Annotated in this window: 9 protein-coding genes; 3 read left to right on the top strand and 6 right to left on the bottom strand. The window is 70.3% G+C overall.

What is annotated here, in order from left to right:
• Nucleotides 1–28: 28 nt before the first annotated feature.
• Nucleotides 29–697, bottom strand: a complete 669-nt coding sequence (locus tag ACFYYF_RS30290; RefSeq protein ID WP_388780706.1) for a TetR/AcrR family transcriptional regulator — start codon at nucleotides 695–697, stop codon at nucleotides 29–31.
• Nucleotides 698–858: 161 nt separating this feature from the next.
• Here ACFYYF_RS30290 and ACFYYF_RS30285 point away from each other — a divergent pair, with 161 nt between their 5' ends.
• Nucleotides 859–1,779: an ABC transporter permease gene (locus ACFYYF_RS30285; RefSeq protein ID WP_361681264.1), complete on the top strand. Its 921-nt coding sequence runs from the start codon at nucleotides 859–861 to the stop codon at nucleotides 1,777–1,779.
• A gap of 40 nt (nucleotides 1,780–1,819) precedes the next feature.
• The gene (locus ACFYYF_RS30280) at nucleotides 1,820–2,617 is read left to right on the top strand and encodes an ABC transporter ATP-binding protein (RefSeq protein ID WP_388780819.1); all 798 of its coding nucleotides are present in this window, start codon (nucleotides 1,820–1,822) and stop codon (nucleotides 2,615–2,617) included.
• 211 nt (nucleotides 2,618–2,828) lie between these two features.
• Here the strand turns inward: ACFYYF_RS30280 and ACFYYF_RS30275 are convergent, their stop codons facing one another.
• From ACFYYF_RS30275 to ACFYYF_RS30260, 4 genes are all read right to left on the bottom strand, one after another.
• Nucleotides 2,829–3,980, bottom strand: coding sequence for a glycosyltransferase (locus ACFYYF_RS30275; RefSeq protein ID WP_388780705.1), 1,152 nt, complete (start codon nucleotides 3,978–3,980; stop codon nucleotides 2,829–2,831).
• Complete coding sequence (locus ACFYYF_RS30270; RefSeq protein WP_388780704.1) at nucleotides 3,977–6,883, bottom strand: CDP-glycerol glycerophosphotransferase family protein; 2,907 nt, start codon at nucleotides 6,881–6,883, stop codon at nucleotides 3,977–3,979. The genes ACFYYF_RS30275 and ACFYYF_RS30270 overlap by 4 nt, the downstream gene beginning before the upstream one ends.
• Before the next feature lie 37 nt (nucleotides 6,884–6,920).
• Nucleotides 6,921–7,421: a GtrA family protein gene (locus ACFYYF_RS30265; protein WP_388780703.1), complete on the bottom strand. Its 501-nt coding sequence runs from the start codon at nucleotides 7,419–7,421 to the stop codon at nucleotides 6,921–6,923.
• A 205-nt stretch (nucleotides 7,422–7,626) separates the two neighbouring features.
• Entirely contained in the window at nucleotides 7,627–12,564 is a 4,938-nt protein-coding gene (locus ACFYYF_RS30260) for an NAD-glutamate dehydrogenase (protein WP_361681252.1), read from the bottom strand.
• Between the two features lie 626 nt (nucleotides 12,565–13,190).
• On the opposite strand from ACFYYF_RS30260, the gene ACFYYF_RS30255 reads away from it, so the two are divergent.
• Nucleotides 13,191–13,757: a DJ-1/PfpI family protein gene (locus tag ACFYYF_RS30255; protein WP_355773982.1), complete on the top strand. Its 567-nt coding sequence runs from the start codon at nucleotides 13,191–13,193 to the stop codon at nucleotides 13,755–13,757.
• A gap of 118 nt (nucleotides 13,758–13,875) precedes the next feature.
• Here the strand turns inward: ACFYYF_RS30255 and ACFYYF_RS30250 are convergent, their stop codons facing one another.
• Nucleotides 13,876–14,541, bottom strand: coding sequence for an HAD family hydrolase (locus ACFYYF_RS30250; protein WP_361681246.1), 666 nt, complete (start codon nucleotides 14,539–14,541; stop codon nucleotides 13,876–13,878).
• Between the last annotated feature and the right edge of the window lie 6 nt (nucleotides 14,542–14,547).

Here is a 14,547-nt window from a genome sequence, read left to right as displayed (position 1 = left end):
CGAGGCGCCTGAGCCCGGCGTGTCCGGGTCAGAGGGCCTTCAGCGCCGCTGCCGTGGCGCGGGCCAGGCTGGGGAGGTAGGCCTTCGGGACCTTGGGGCCGCGGACCACGACCGAGCGCCAGTACAGCGGACCCGACATCAGGTCCAGGGCCAGTTCGACGTCGACGCCCTCGCGGATCTCGCCGCGCGCGACGGCCGAGGCGACGATCCCGCTCGCCACGGACTGCTGGCCCTCCCGCAGCGCCGCCTGCATGGCGTCCGCGATCTCGGGGTTGCGGGCCGCCTCGGCCTGGAGGTCGGGGATGATCTGGCCGGCCACCGGGTGCCGCAGGGCGCGCGAGGTGACCTCGTACAGCAGCCGCAGGTCGCCCTCGAGGGACCCGGTGTCCGGTGCGGGCAGGCCCTGGACCGCGATCGCCGAGACCAGGTCGAGCACGAGATGGAGCTTGGAGCGCCAGCGGCGGTAGACCGCGGTCTTGCCCACGCCCGCCCGGCGGGCGATGCCCTCGATGGACATCCTCGCGTACCCGACGGACGCGAGTTCCTCGAAGACGGCGGCGCGGATCGCCTCGGTCACGTCCTCGCGGAGGACGGCCGCACCGGCGGGAGCCCGGCGGCGCCTGGGCTTTCCGTCGGCAGGCGCGGGCGTGGCGGCACTCGCGGCTGTGTCGGCGTTCGTCGTCATACGGACCAGCATAGGGCGTTACGACGAAACGGTTGCGTTCCGACGTCGACTGGGCCTACTCTCGCGTTACGACGATACGGTCCCGTTCCGACGCAAGAAAACGGTAGGAAGAGCCGTTGGAAACGCTGCGGGACCGACCGCGCACCCCCACCCCCCGAGCGAAAGCGACGGATGTGAGCCAGGTCCTCAACACACCGCCCCCGACAGCGTCGTCCGTCGCCCCCGCCGACGACGCCGCCGCCATCGCCGCCCGGTACGGCCTCACCGTCAGCGGCGCGCGCCCGAGCCTGCCCGCGTACGTCGGCCAGCTGTGGGCACGGCGCCACTTCATCACCGCGTTCGCCACCGCCAAGCTCACCGCGCAGTACAGCCAGGCCAAGCTCGGCCAGGTGTGGCAGGTGATGACCCCGCTGCTGAACGCGGCCGTGTACTACTTCATCTTCGGCATCCTGCTCGGCACCAAGCACGGCGTCCCGGACTACGTCCCCTTCCTGGTGACCGGCGTCTTCGTGTGGACCTTCACGCAGAGCTCGATCATGGCGGGCACCCGGGCGATCTCCGGCAGCCTCGGCCTGGTCCGCGCCCTGCACTTCCCGCGCGCCGCGCTGCCGGTGTCGTACGCCATCCAGCAGCTCCAGCAGCTCCTGTTCTCGATGGCCGCGCTGGTCGTCATCCTGCTCTGCTTCGGCGTACCGGTCGCCGCCTCGTGGCTGCTCGCGGTGCCCGTGCTGGTGCTCCAGTTCACGTTCAACGCGGGCATCGCGATGATCATGGCCAGGATGGGCGCCAAGACGCCGGACATCGCGCAGCTCATGCCGTTCGTCCTGCGCACCTGGATGTACGTCTCGGGCGTCATGTGGAGCATCGACAAGGTGCTCAGCCACAACAGCATCCCCCACTGGGCGAAGGTCGCGCTGGAGAGCAACCCGGCCGCCGTCTACATCGACCTGATGCGCTTCTCGCTGATCGACAGCTTCCACGCGCACCAGCTCCCCCACCACGTCTGGGCACTGGCGGTGGGCTGGGCACTGGTCGCGGGCGTCGGCGGCTTCATCTACTTCTGGAAGGCTGAGGAGACGTACGGCCGTGGCTGACATCATCGCGCAGGACACCGAGCCGCAGGACGCCACGAGCGTGGCGACGGCCGCCCCCGCTGCCGCCGCGGAGCGCATCCCGACCGTCATCGCGGACCGCGTCGACATCGTGTACCGCGTCAACGGCACCGGCGCGGGGCGGGGCAGCGCCACCGCCGCGCTCAACCGCATCCTGCGCCGCAAGCAGTCCGAGAAGGCGTCGGGCGTCCGCAAGGTCCACGCGGTCAAGTGCGTCTCCTTCACCGCCTACCGGGGCGAGGCCATCGGCCTGATCGGCACCAACGGCTCCGGCAAGTCCACGCTGCTCAAGGCGGTCGCGGGCCTGCTCCCGGTGGAGAACGGCAGGATCTACACCGATGGCCAGCCCTCGCTGCTCGGCGTGAACGCGGCCCTGATGAACGACCTGACCGGCGAGCGGAACGTCTTCCTCGGCGGCCTCGCGATGGGCATGTCCCGCGAGCAGGTCAAGGAGCGCTACCAGGAGATCGTGGACTTCTCGGGCATCAACGAGAAGGGCGACTTCATCACCCTGCCGATGCGGACCTACTCCTCCGGCATGTCCGCACGGCTGCGCTTCTCCATCGCGGCGGCCAAGGACCACGACGTCCTGATGATCGACGAGGCCCTGGCGACCGGTGACCGCTCCTTCCAGAAGCGCTCCGAGGCCCGCATCCGCGAGCTGCGCAAGACGGCGGGCACGGTGTTCCTGGTCAGCCACAACAACAAGTCGATCCGCGACACCTGCGACCGCGTCCTGTGGCTGGAGCGCGGCGAGCTGCGCATGGACGGCCCCACCGCGGACGTCCTCAAGGAGTACGAGAAGTTCACGGGCAAGTAGACGCGGCGGGTCCCGCCCGGCGGGTGACCCGGTGCGCAGTGACCCGGGGCGGGGCCGTCGGCGGCTCCGCCCCGGGTCGTTCTGGGTCAGGCCCGGGCCGCTCCGGGTCAAGCCCGGGCCGTTCTGGGTCAGGCCCGGGCCGTTCTGGGTCAGGCCCGTTCCGCCCCGGGCCCGTTCCCCCTATTGAGGCCGTTCAGCCCGTTCCGCCCGTTCAGCGCTCCAGGAACGTGAACAGGTCCTCCCAGCGGCGGACGACCTCGTCCGTCGTGAAGCGCTGGACGTTCACGCGCGCCGCGTCGCCCATGGAGTCCCGCAGCACCTTGTCGGACATCAGCGTGTCCAGCCGGCGGGCCAGTTCACCGGTGTTGCCGAGGGTGGCCAGCAGGCCGTCCTCACCGTCGCGGACGATCTCGTGGACGCCCGGCGCGCAGTCGAAGGCGGCGCACGGCAGACCGGCGGCCATCGCCTCCATGAGGGCGAGCGGGAAGCCCTCGCCGCGCGAGGAGAGCACGAAGACCGAGCCGCCGCGCAGCGCGCCCGGGACATCGCTCGTGCGTCCCATCCAGTCGACCGAGTCGTCGAGCCCGAGGGCGGTGCACTGCTTCCTCAGGATCTCCTCGTCCTCGCCGGAGCCGTAGATCCGCAGCCGCCAGTCGGGGTGGAGCGGGGCGGCCTCGGCCCAGGCGTCGAGGAGCATGTCGATGCCCTTCTGGTCGGTCAGCCGGCCCACGCTGACGACGGCGTTCCCGGTGCGCGGCGAGGGCGTCTCGGGCATGAAGGGCAGCGGGTTCGGCATGAAGGACACGTTGTTCATGCCCTGCCCGATCCACAGGTCGGCGTCCTCACGGGTGAGCGCGAGCATCCGGTCGACGTCCCTGTAGTGCTTCAGGACCCTCCGGAAGCGCGAGGTCGTCCGGGAGTACATGTAGGACTCGTGGCTCATCCCGATGACGGTCGCCCCGCCCGTGTCGGCGAGCTCCACCCATTCCATGGCCCACACCTGGGTGACGATCACGACGGCACCGGGGCGCGCGCCGCGGAACAGCGCCGTCAGCTCGGCCGCCTTCTCCCGCATGCCCGCGGCCCGCTCGGCACGCAGCCTCCGCTCGGCGACGTCGAGCCGCCCCCTGAGGCCGCGCGGCGGTCCGACCCGGGGCGGGTGGACGTCGTACAACGTCGTGGTGGGGTAGGGAAGTTCGCCCAGTTCCTGGGGGACGCCGGGCTCGGTGACGCCCACGACGTGCACCCGGTGGCCGCGCTCGGTGAAGAGCCGGGCCATCTGGTGCGACCAGCTCGTCACCCCGCCCAGTTCGTCGACGCTGTTGGAGACGAAGAAGATGTCCCGCTGCGGGCTGCCGGTCATCCGCGCCTCCAGTGCCCGAAGAACTCGTCGACGACACTGCGGGCCGCCGTCCCCTTGTCGTACTCGCCGAAGTCGGCGAGGAACTGCTCGCGCCTGGGCGCGTACTTGACGCTCTGCTCCTCCAGCGAGCCGAGGACGGTGTGCAGTTCGTCCTCGGTCCGCACCACCGGCCCCGGCGCCCGCTCCAGCAGGTCGAAATAGGTGCCGCGGTCCTCGTGCACGTACGCGTCGTAGTCGTACGCGAAGAAGAACATCGGGCGGTCGAGGAGGGCATAGTCGAACATCACGGACGAGTAGTCGGTGATCAGCCCGTCGGCGAGTGCGAGCAGCGGGGTCATGTCGTGGTGGGCGGTGACGTCGAGGACCCGGCCGCGCACGGACGGCGGGAGCACGACGTGGTTCAGGTAGTGGGAGCGGACCAGCAGGACGTAGCGGTCGCCGAAGGTGTCGGCGAAGCGCTCGACGTCGAAGGGCAGCTCGAACCGCTTCTTTCCGTTGCCGCGGCTGCGGAACGTCGGGGCGTACAGGAGGATCTGCCGGTCGTCGGGGATGCCCAGATGCGCCGCCAGCGGCCCGCGTTCGCGCCCTTCTCCGGCCGCCTCGCGCTGCCTGGCCCGTACGAGCGCGTCGTTGCGCGGGTATCCGACCCGCAGCAGGGTCCGTTCCTTCAGCCGGAACGCCCGCGCGAGGGTGCGCACATCGTGCTCGGAGCGGATGAGGAACCGGTCGAAGCGGTCCAGCACCTTCTGCTGTTCGGCCTGCGCCTCGCGGGACTTGAGCTTCCACTCGGCCTCGTCGAAGCCCATCCGCTTGAGCGCGGAGCCGTGCCAGGTCTGGATGTACGTCGTGCCCGGCCGCTTGGTCAGCTTCAGCGGGTAGCTCTGGTTGTCCACCCAGAACTCGGCCTGCGCGAGCGCCCTGAGATAGGGCAGCGACCAGCGGCGTACGAGGGTGGCGTCCTCCGGGAAGCCGGCCGTGCTGTCGCTGTAGGACCAGACCGGTTCGAACTCCAGCCCCTGGCGGCGCATCTCCTCGTAGAGCGCCCGGGGGCTGTCGCTGTACTGGCGGCCCAGGTGGCTCTCGAAGACGACGAGGCCCCTGCGGAGGGGCAGCCGGCTGAACACCTCGTGGTAGAGGCGGATCTTGGCCGGGCCGGAGGTGAGTTCCTTGCGCAGGGAACGGGCCTTGCGGTAGCCGGTCTTGGCGAGGGTGACGGCCCGGCCGTGCACACCGCGCTGCACGAGGGCGTTCGCCCTCTTGTCGGGGACCAGCCGGAAGGACAGGTGCCCGCGTGAGGAGACGACCGGTTCCACGCGGTCGGCGACCAGCCGGGTGAGCCGCGGCCGGACCGGCAACCGACCTGAGACCAGGCCGGGTTCGGCGGCGGTGATCCTCGTGCTGGTGCGCACGCCGTCGACGTCGAGGTGGAGCCGTACGTCCCACACGGCGTCCACGATGCCCAGCGGCCGCACCGCCAGGAGGTCGGCCGAGCCCTCCCAGGCGACGGTCTCGCCCGCGTGCCGCACGTTCGCCACGGGGAAGCGGAAGGTCTGGAAGCGCACTCCCCGGCGGCGGGCGTAGAACTCCAGCTCGCCGGAGAGCCTGGCGCCGGGCGGGATCACACCGAGCGGGTTGGTGACGCGCCCGGCGAGCCTGACGGTGCCGCCGCCGCTCTCGTACGAGGTGAGCGCGTTGCGCAGGAACATCCGGTCGACCTGCTTGACGTGGTGGCCGAGGTCGGTGACGTCGAGGACATGCCGGCCGAAGGGGTCGTCGAGGTGCTCGGCGCACCAGTACACGCGGCCGTCGCGCTCGACGAGCGGCGAGGAGATCTTGTCGCGGTTGGTGAGCGTGTCGACGGCGGGCAGCAGGTTGTCCCAGTCGCTCACCTGGAGGAGGTAGGCGCAGATGGCCTGGACGGGTTCGGTCTCGTCGAAGGCGGCGCGGTCGATCGACTCCAGGTACCGCCGGGCGATCGCCGCGAACTCCTCGCGGAACGCCGCGTCACGGAAGGGCAGTTCGCGCAGGTGCAGGACGAGGTCGTGCTTCAGGAACTTGACGTCCTTGGCGAACTTCAGCTCCGGGAGTCCTCTGTCCACCAGGAGTTGGTCGACCCTGCGGTGGATCTCCATGCGGTGCGTGAAGTTGGCGATCTCGTCACGCCGGTTGCTGATGGACTTCGCCGCGGCCTTGTCGGCGACCCTCCAGTCGTACACCCGGTTGGGGATGAGGGTGATCCGGCGGGCGGTGGCGTACGCCTGGGCGGAGAAGAGCAGGTCCTCGTAGTGGATGCCGACCGGGAAGCGGAGCCCCTCGTCGAGCAGGAACCGTCTGCGGTAGCACTTGTTGGTCGACAGGGTGTCGAAGACCAGCAGGTCGGGCAGTTCGGCGATCGACTCCAGGGTCCGGGTGCGCTGGTACAGCCAGGGGTACCACTTGACCTCCTTGCGGGTGCGCGAGTCGACGTGCACCCGCACGCACAGCCCGGAGACCAGGTCCGCGCCGGTGGCCTCGGCGGCCTCCAGCATGTTGCGGCAGGCGTTGCGCTCCAGGACGTCGTCGCTGTCGAGGAAGACGACGTAGGTGCCGCGGGCCTCGGTGATGCCGCGGTTGCGGGGGGCGCCGCAGCCGCCGCTGTTCTCGGGCAGCCGGCAGGCGCGGACCCGGTCGGGGTGCGCCGCGGCCAGCCCGCGCGCCACCTGGTACGAGCCGTCGGTGCTCCGGTCGTCGACGACGATCACCTCGACGTCGTGCAGCGTCTGGTCCAGGACGGAGCGCACGGCCGTGGGCAGCCGGGCGGCGTCGTTGTAGACGATGACGACCACGGAGACGGCAGGTCTCCTCGGTCCGGACCCGGTGGACGCGCGGCGCTCGGCGGACGCGCGAGGTTGATCCTCGTTCATCCTATTAATCGTAGACAGTGCGGCCCACTTTGGGGCGTTATCGCCCGTTCTTCGCGTGTTGGAACACCCACGTCCGGTACACCATGAAGCGGAACGCCGAGGCCAGGACGATCGACAGCGCCTTGGCGATGTTCGAGCCGAGCGGGCCGCTCACCCCCAGGCCCTGATAGCCGGCGTAGAACAGCACGCTCTCCATGGCGACACCGAGGCCGCTGAACGCGAAGAAGAGGACGATCTGGCGCCGGGTGCGCGAGGCCCGGTCCCGGTAGGCGAAGTAGCGGAAGCCGAGATAGTTCGTGCCCATGGCGACACAGCTCGCGACCACCGTGGCGGCCATCGGGGCCCACTCCAGGCCGTGCAGCGCCAGGTTGAAGAAGAGGATGTTGACGGCGACCCCGCTGCCGCCGACGACGGCGAACCGGGCGACCTCCAGGGCGAGCCGGCGGACCCTCGGGACACTCCGGACGGGGCGGGGGCGGACGACGGGAGAGGGCAGGGTCGCGACGGGGGCCCGGCCCTCGGTGAGATGCACTGTCACAGGTCCGGATCCTCCACAGCTCTGTCCGTCGGTCGAGCCCACCTTAAGCTAAATGTCTTATTTATCAGGTATAGGTAAATCGCGAGCCGGGGTTTCTTCGGAGAATCACCGAAGGCCGGCAGAGGCCGCAGCGCACCTCCCGCACACGTGAAACGGGGGCGCCCCGAGCCATGACCGGCTCGGGGCGCCCCCATTCACGTACGGATCAGGAATGCGAGCGCAGCAGCGTCCGCATCGTGCGCATCGCCACCGACAGGTTGGCGAGGTCGAACGAGTCCGAGCCCTGGATCTCCTCCAGGGTCGTGCGGGCCCGCCCGAGGATCGCCGTGTTCTTCTCCTGCCAGTCCTCGAAACGCTGCTCGGGAGTGGCGGCCCCGTTGCCCGCCGCCAGGACGTCGGCGGTCAGCGCCGCGTGGGCCGCGTACAGGTCCTCGCGGATCGACGCGCGGGCCATGGACTGCCAGCGGTCGGCACGCGGCAGCTCGATGATGCGGTCCATGAGCTGCGTGATGCCGAGACGGTCGGCGAGGTCGTAGTAGACCTCGGCGACGGCCATCGGGTCCTGGCCCGTGCGGTCGGCCACCGAGACGATGTCCAGCGCCGGGAAGGCGGAGGAGAACCCCGCCACCCGGGTGGCGAGTTCGTCCGGCACACCGGCTTCCGACAGCTCGTCGTAGATCTGCTGGTACCACTCCAGGTCCGTACCGCGGACCAGCTTGGGCAGCTCCGACCACACCTGCTCGACGCCGTCGGCGAAGAAGCTGATCGTCTCGGCGAGCTGGAGCGGCTGCGGCCGGTTGTTGAGCAGCCAGCGCGTGCCGCGCTCCACGAGACGGCGCGAGTGCAGCCGGATGCGGGTCTGCACGTCGGCGGCGACGACATTGTCGAGCGCCTCCACCGCGTCCCACACCGCACTGGAGTTGAAGATCGCGCGGGCCGCGGTCTGCGCCCGGACGATCTCCTCCAACGAGGCACCCGTCTCCTCGCGCAGACGGTGCAGGAAGCTCGTACCGCCCGTGTTGACCGTGTCGTTGACCAGGACGGTCGTCACGATCTCGCGGCTCAGCGCGTGCCCCTCGATCTGCTCGCGGAACTGGTCGCGCAGCGCCGTCGGGAAGTACGCGAGGAGCAGGTTCTGGAGGTACGGGTCGTCGGGCAGCGAGGTGGCGAGCAGATCGACGGAGACCGTGATCTTCGTGTACGCGAGGAGGACCGCCGTCTCCGGACCCGTCAGACCCAGACCGGCGTTGAGCCGCTCACGGATCTGGCGCTCACTGGGCAGGAACTCCAGCGCCCGGTCGAGGTGCCCCTCGCGGACCAGGTGGCGCAGGAAACGCTGCTGGGCGTGGAGCATGCTCGGGGACTGGGCCAGCGCGTTGGCGATCGCCACGTTCTGCGCGTAGTTGTTGCGCAGCACCAGGGCGCCGACCTCGTCGGTCATCTCGGCGAGCAGCTTGTTGCGCTGCTTGACGGTCAGATCGCCGTTGGCCACCACCGCGTTGAGCAGGATCTTGATGTTCACCTCGTGGTCGGAGGTGTCCACACCCGCGCTGTTGTCGATGGCGTCCGTGTTGATCTTGCCGCCGTGCTGGGCGAACTCGATCCGGCCGAGCTGGGTCAGACCCAGGTTGCCGCCCTCGCCGACGACCTTGACGCGCAGGTCGGCGCCGTCGACGCGGATCGCGTCGTTGGCCTTGTCCCCGACCTCGGCGTTCGACTCGGCGGACGACTTCACGTACGTGCCGATGCCGCCGTTCCACAGCAGGTCGACGGGCGCCTGGAGGATGGCCCGCATCAGGTCGGCCGGCGTCATCTTCGCGACGTTCGCCTCGATGCCGAGGGCCTCACGGATGTGCGCGTTGACCGGGATGGCCTTGGCGCTGCGCGGGAAGACACCGCCACCGGCCGAGATCAGCTCGGTGTCGTAGTCGGCCCACGAGGAGCGCGGCAGCTCGAACAGACGGCGGCGCTCGGCGTAGGAGGTCTCCGCGTCCGGGGTCGGGTCGATGAAGATGTGCCGGTGGTCGAACGCGGCGACCAGGCGGATGTGCTCGGAGAGCAGCATGCCGTTGCCGAACACGTCGCCGGACATGTCGCCGACGCCGACCACGGTGAAGTCCTGCGTCTGGGTGTTGACGCCGAGCTCCCGGAAGTGCCGCTTCACGGACTCCCAGGCGCCGCGGGCGGTGATGCCCATCTTCTTGTGGTCGTACCCGGCGGAGCCGCCGGAGGCGAAGGCGTCGCCGAGCCAGAAGTCGTACGACTGCGCGACCTCGTTGGCGATGTCCGAGAACGTCGCCGTGCCCTTGTCGGCGGCGACCACGAGGTACGTGTCGTCCTCGTCGTGCCGGACGACGTCGGCGGGCGGGACGACCTCGCCGGCCACCATGTTGTCGGTGATGTCGAGCAGCGCGGAGATGAAGGTGCGGTAGCTGCGGATGCCCTCGGCCAGCCACGCGTCGCGGTCCGCGGACGGGTCGGGGAGCTGCTTGGCGACGAAGCCGCCCTTGGCGCCGACCGGCACGATGACGGTGTTCTTCACCATCTGCGCCTTGACCAGGCCGAGGATCTCGGTGCGGAAGTCCTCACGCCGGTCGGACCAGCGCAGACCGCCGCGCGCGACCTTGCCGAAGCGCAGGTGCACGCCCTCGACACGGGGCGAGTACACCCAGATCTCGAACGCCGGGCGCGGCGCCGGGAGGTCCGGGATGGCGGTCGGGTCGAACTTCATCGAGACGTACTCGTGCGGCGTCCCGTCGGCCCTGCGCTGGAAGAAGTTCGTGCGCAGGGTCGCCTTGATCAGGTTCAGGAAGGACCGCAGGATCCGGTCCTCGTCCAGCGAGGCGACCTGGTCGAGGGCCGCGTCCAGTTCCTCGAGCAGCGCGTCGGTCAGCTCGACGCCGGCGCGCTGGCGCTCCGGCGACATCCGCGCCTCGAACAGCGAGACGAGCAGCCGGGTGGTGTGGACGTTGTTGCGGAGGGTGTCCTCCATGTAGTCCTGGCTGAACGTGGAACCGGCCTGGCGCAGGTACTTCGCGTAGGCGCGCAGCACCATCGACTGCCGCCAGGTGAGCCCGGCGCTCAGCACGAGGGCGTTGAAGCCGTCGTTCTCGGCCTGTCCGGTCCAGGTGGCGGCGAACGCCGCCTGGAACCGCTCGCGGCCGTCGTCGCCGAGGTAGTCGCCGTTGCCGTTGAGGGACTTGGGCAGGCGCAGCCCGAAGTCGTAGATCCACGCGGTCGTACGGTCCGAGCAGCGCAGTTCGTAGGGCCGCTCGTCGGTGACCTCGACGCCCATGCGGTTCAGGGCCGGCAGGACCGCGGAGAGCGAGACCTGCTCACCGGTGCGGTAGATCTTGAAGCGGCGCTCGCCGGGGGCGGCGCCCACCGGCTCGTACAGGCTGAGCGCGAAGTCCTTGCTGGGCTCCTGGCCGAGCGCCTGGAGGTGGACGAGGTCGGCGACGGCGGAGCGCGGGGAGTGGTCGGCCTTGTAGCCCTCTGGGAAGGCGTTGCCGTACCGGCGCAGCAGTTCGGCGGCACGCTCCTCGCCGCACTCGGCGGTCAGCGCCTCCGCGAAGCCGTCGGCCCAGGAGCGGGCGGCCTCGACGAGGCGGGCCTCGATGCGCTCCTTGTCGGAGTCGGAGAGCTGCGGCAGCTCGGTGCCGGGCTCGACCCGGACCACGAAGTGCAGCCGGGACAGGATGGACTCGGTGTTCCAGGCCGTGAAGTCGACGCTGGTGCCGTTGAGCTCTTCCTTGAGGATGTCGATGATCCGCAGGCGCACACCGGTGGTGTAGCGGTCGCGGGGCAGGTAGACGAGGGCCGAGTAGTAGCGCCCGTACTCGTCCTGGCGCAGGTAGAGCCGCAGCCGGCGGCGCTCCTGGAGGTACAGGACGGACGTGACGATCGCCCGGAGCTCGTCGGCCGGGGTCTGGAACAGCTCGTCGCGCGGGTACGTCTCCAGGATCTGGAGCAGGTCGCGTCCGTCGTGGCTGTTGGGCGAGAACCCGGCACCGCGCAGGACCTCGTCGACCTTGCGGCGGACGACGGGCACCCGGCGCACGGACTCGGTGTACGCGGCGGAGGAGAACAGGCCCAGGAAGCGGCGCTCCCCGATGACCTCACCGTTCTCGTCGAACTTCTTGACCCCGACGTAGTCCAGGTACGACGGCCGGTGCACGGTGGCGCGGCTGTTCGCCTTGGTCAGGACGAGCAGCTTGTGCTCGCGGGCCTTGGCCCGGGCGTCGGCGGGCAGCCGCTCGAAGGACGGGCTGACGGGGTGGCTGTCCTCGCCGTGCTGCGGGTCGGAGCGCAGGATGCCGAGCCCGGTGCCGGGGACGGCGGCCAGCGAGTCGTCGTCGCGGAGCTGGTACTCGCGGTAGCCGAGGAAGGTGAAGTGGTCGCCGGAGAGCCAGCGCAGCAGCTCACGGGCCTCCTCGACCTCCTGGTCGCGCAGGTCGTCGGCGGTGGGCTCGGTGGGGAGCTCCTCGGCGATCCGCAGCGCCGCGTCGCGCATCTTCTCCCAGTCCTCGACGGCCTCACGGACGTCGGACAGGACGCGCAGCAGGTCGGCGGTGATCTGCTTCAGGTCGGCGCGGTCGGTCTCCCGGTCGATCTCGACGTGGATCCAGGACTCGACGTGCGCGTCGTGCGGCAGGTTCTCGGCGGAGGGCCGCGTGGGCAGCACCTCGATGAGCTTGCCGGTGAGGTCGCGCCGGACGACGAACTGCGGGTGGATGACGACGTGGATGCCGCGTCCCTGGCGGGACAGCTCGTTGGTCACCGAGTCGACGAGGAAGGGCATGTCGTCGGTGACCACCTCGACGACGGAGTGGCTGGAGGTCCAGCCGTTCTCCTCGACGGTGGGCGTGTGCACGCGCACGTTGGCCGTGCCCTGAGGGCGTGTCTCGGCCAGTCTGTAGTGGGAGAAGGCCGCTCCGAAGACGTCGACCGGGTCGCGGTCGGTGAGGTCCTCCGGGGCCGTGTGCAGGTAGTAGCGCTGGAGGAACGCGAGCACGGTGTCCCGGTCGGGGGTGCCCTCGCCCGTCGTCCCAGTCGGTAGGTGCCCCCCGACCGGGCTGTTCTCAGCTACCCGGGCGGCCCTCTCGAGCAGCTCGGCCTTGGCTTCGTCCAGCTTGGTCTGCATTGTCCTCTGGCTCCTGTCGCGCGCCGTTGCGTGACGTTGAAGGAAATACGGTCTCGTCGCTTCCGGTACAACGCCGTGACGCGGGGTTTCCGGTCCGGTTCGACGCTATGCCGCAAGGGGAGACGGGCGGGGGCGTATCGGCCATTCTGGACCGTTCCGGAGACGGTGACGCCGCTCTCGGCGCCGTCCGTTCCCCGGGTGCCGTCGACGTACGGATCGCGTCGCCGTGAGCGCTCGCCGCGTTTCCGCTCGCGCGCACGGACGTCGCCGTGATCCCGTCCCGCCCGTGAAGATCAGCGATCGGCGCCCGGTCACGGATGTCGTCCGTGCGCTCCGGGCGCGGGGCAGGGGCGACGATGCCCCCGCGAGATATCGCGCTGATCACGCCACCAGGCTATCGCCCCCGACCGGGGGGTCGTCATGAGCCGTATGTGTACAAAACCGGGGGTGGAACTTTGACACTATGCACAGGGACGAAGAGAGCGGCGTCATGCAGTGCGGGCCGGCCGCGGGCTACCTTCGTCCTACGGACCGTGTTCTGCCCCTTGGCAAGCGCCTCCCCCGGAGGCAGGTTGACGGGGACGGCGAACGCGACGCGCAAGGACGGCCGACGGGAGCGCAGCACCATGGCAGCGAAGATCCTCATTGTCACCGGCGACGCGGCGGAGTCGCTGGAAGTCCTCTACCCCTACCAGCGTCTGCGCGAGGAGGGGTACGAGGTCCACATCGCGGCCCCGACCCGCAAGAAGCTGCAGTTCGTGGTCCACGACTTCGAGCCCGGCTTCGACACGTACACCGAGAAGCCCGGCTACACCTGGCCCGCGGACCTCGCGTTCGCGGAGGTCGACCCCGGCGCGTACGTCGCCCTGGTCATCCCCGGCGGGCGCGCCCCGGAGTACCTCCGCAACGACCTCGAACTCCGCAAGATCCTGAAGTCCTTCTTCGACGCGGACAAGCCGGTGGCCCAGATCTGTCACGGGCCGCTGCTGACCGCGGCCGTGGACAGCCTGAGCGGGCGCCGCGTCACGGCCTATCCCGCGCTGGAGCTCGACATGCAGGCGGCGGGCGCGACCTTCCAGGACGCGGAGGCCGTCGTCGACGGCACCCTCGTCTCCGCCCGCGCCTGGCCCGACCACTCAGCCTGGATGCGCGAGTTCCTCAAGGTGCTGCGCTCGAAGGCTCCGGTGAGCTGACGGACGGATCCCGTCGGCGGGCGGTCCGGGAGGCGGCCGGGCGTCCTGTCCGGTCGGCGGGCGGTCCGGGGGCGGGCGTCCTGTCCGGGAGGTCCGGGAGGAGAGGCGGGCGGGGCCGTCAGACGGCCAGTCTGCCGGCCTCCTCGACGGCCTCCTCCAGGCTGTCCACCACGGGAACGCCGGCCTCCTCCAGGCTGGCGCGGCTGTGGGAACCCCCGGTGTAGAGAACGGCCCCGGCGCCGACGTGCCGTGCGGCCGTCGCGTCGTCCACCGCGTCGCCGATGACCACCACGCGGGCCGGCTGGACACCCGCGAGGGCGGCGAGGTGGCGCACCATGTGCTCGGCCTTGCTGCCGCCGGAGGGCCCGGTGCGCCCGTCGACCCGGAGGAAGTGCGGCTCGATCCCGAAGCCCCGCACCAGCGGGACCAGCTCCTCGTGCCCGTACATGCTCAGGATGGACTGACTGCGCCCCTCCGCCTCCCACCCGGCCAGCAGCGCGGGCACCCCGGCGGTGAGCCCGCACCCCCGGCGGTGCTCGGCGTAGTACCGGTGGAAGGTGTCGTCCATGATCTGCCACTCGGCGTCCGTCGGCAGCCGCCCCATCAGCCGCTCGTAGAACCTCGGCACGGGCACGCAGTACATCGCCCGGTACCGCTCCAGGGTGATCGGCTCCAGCCCCAGCTCGGCGAACGCCGCGTTCGTCGCCCCGATGATCGCGTCATTGTCGTGGAACAGCGTGCCGTTCCAGTCCCACACAATGTGCGCGTTTCCTTGCTTCCCCATACCGAG

Origin of the sequence: Streptomyces sp. NPDC001914, assembly GCF_042891215.1 — a bacterium.
Taxonomy (GTDB): domain Bacteria; phylum Actinomycetota; class Actinomycetes; order Streptomycetales; family Streptomycetaceae; genus Streptomyces.
The sequence above is the reverse complement of the archived record's forward strand: the minus strand, read 5'-3'. Positions and strand labels throughout refer to the sequence as shown.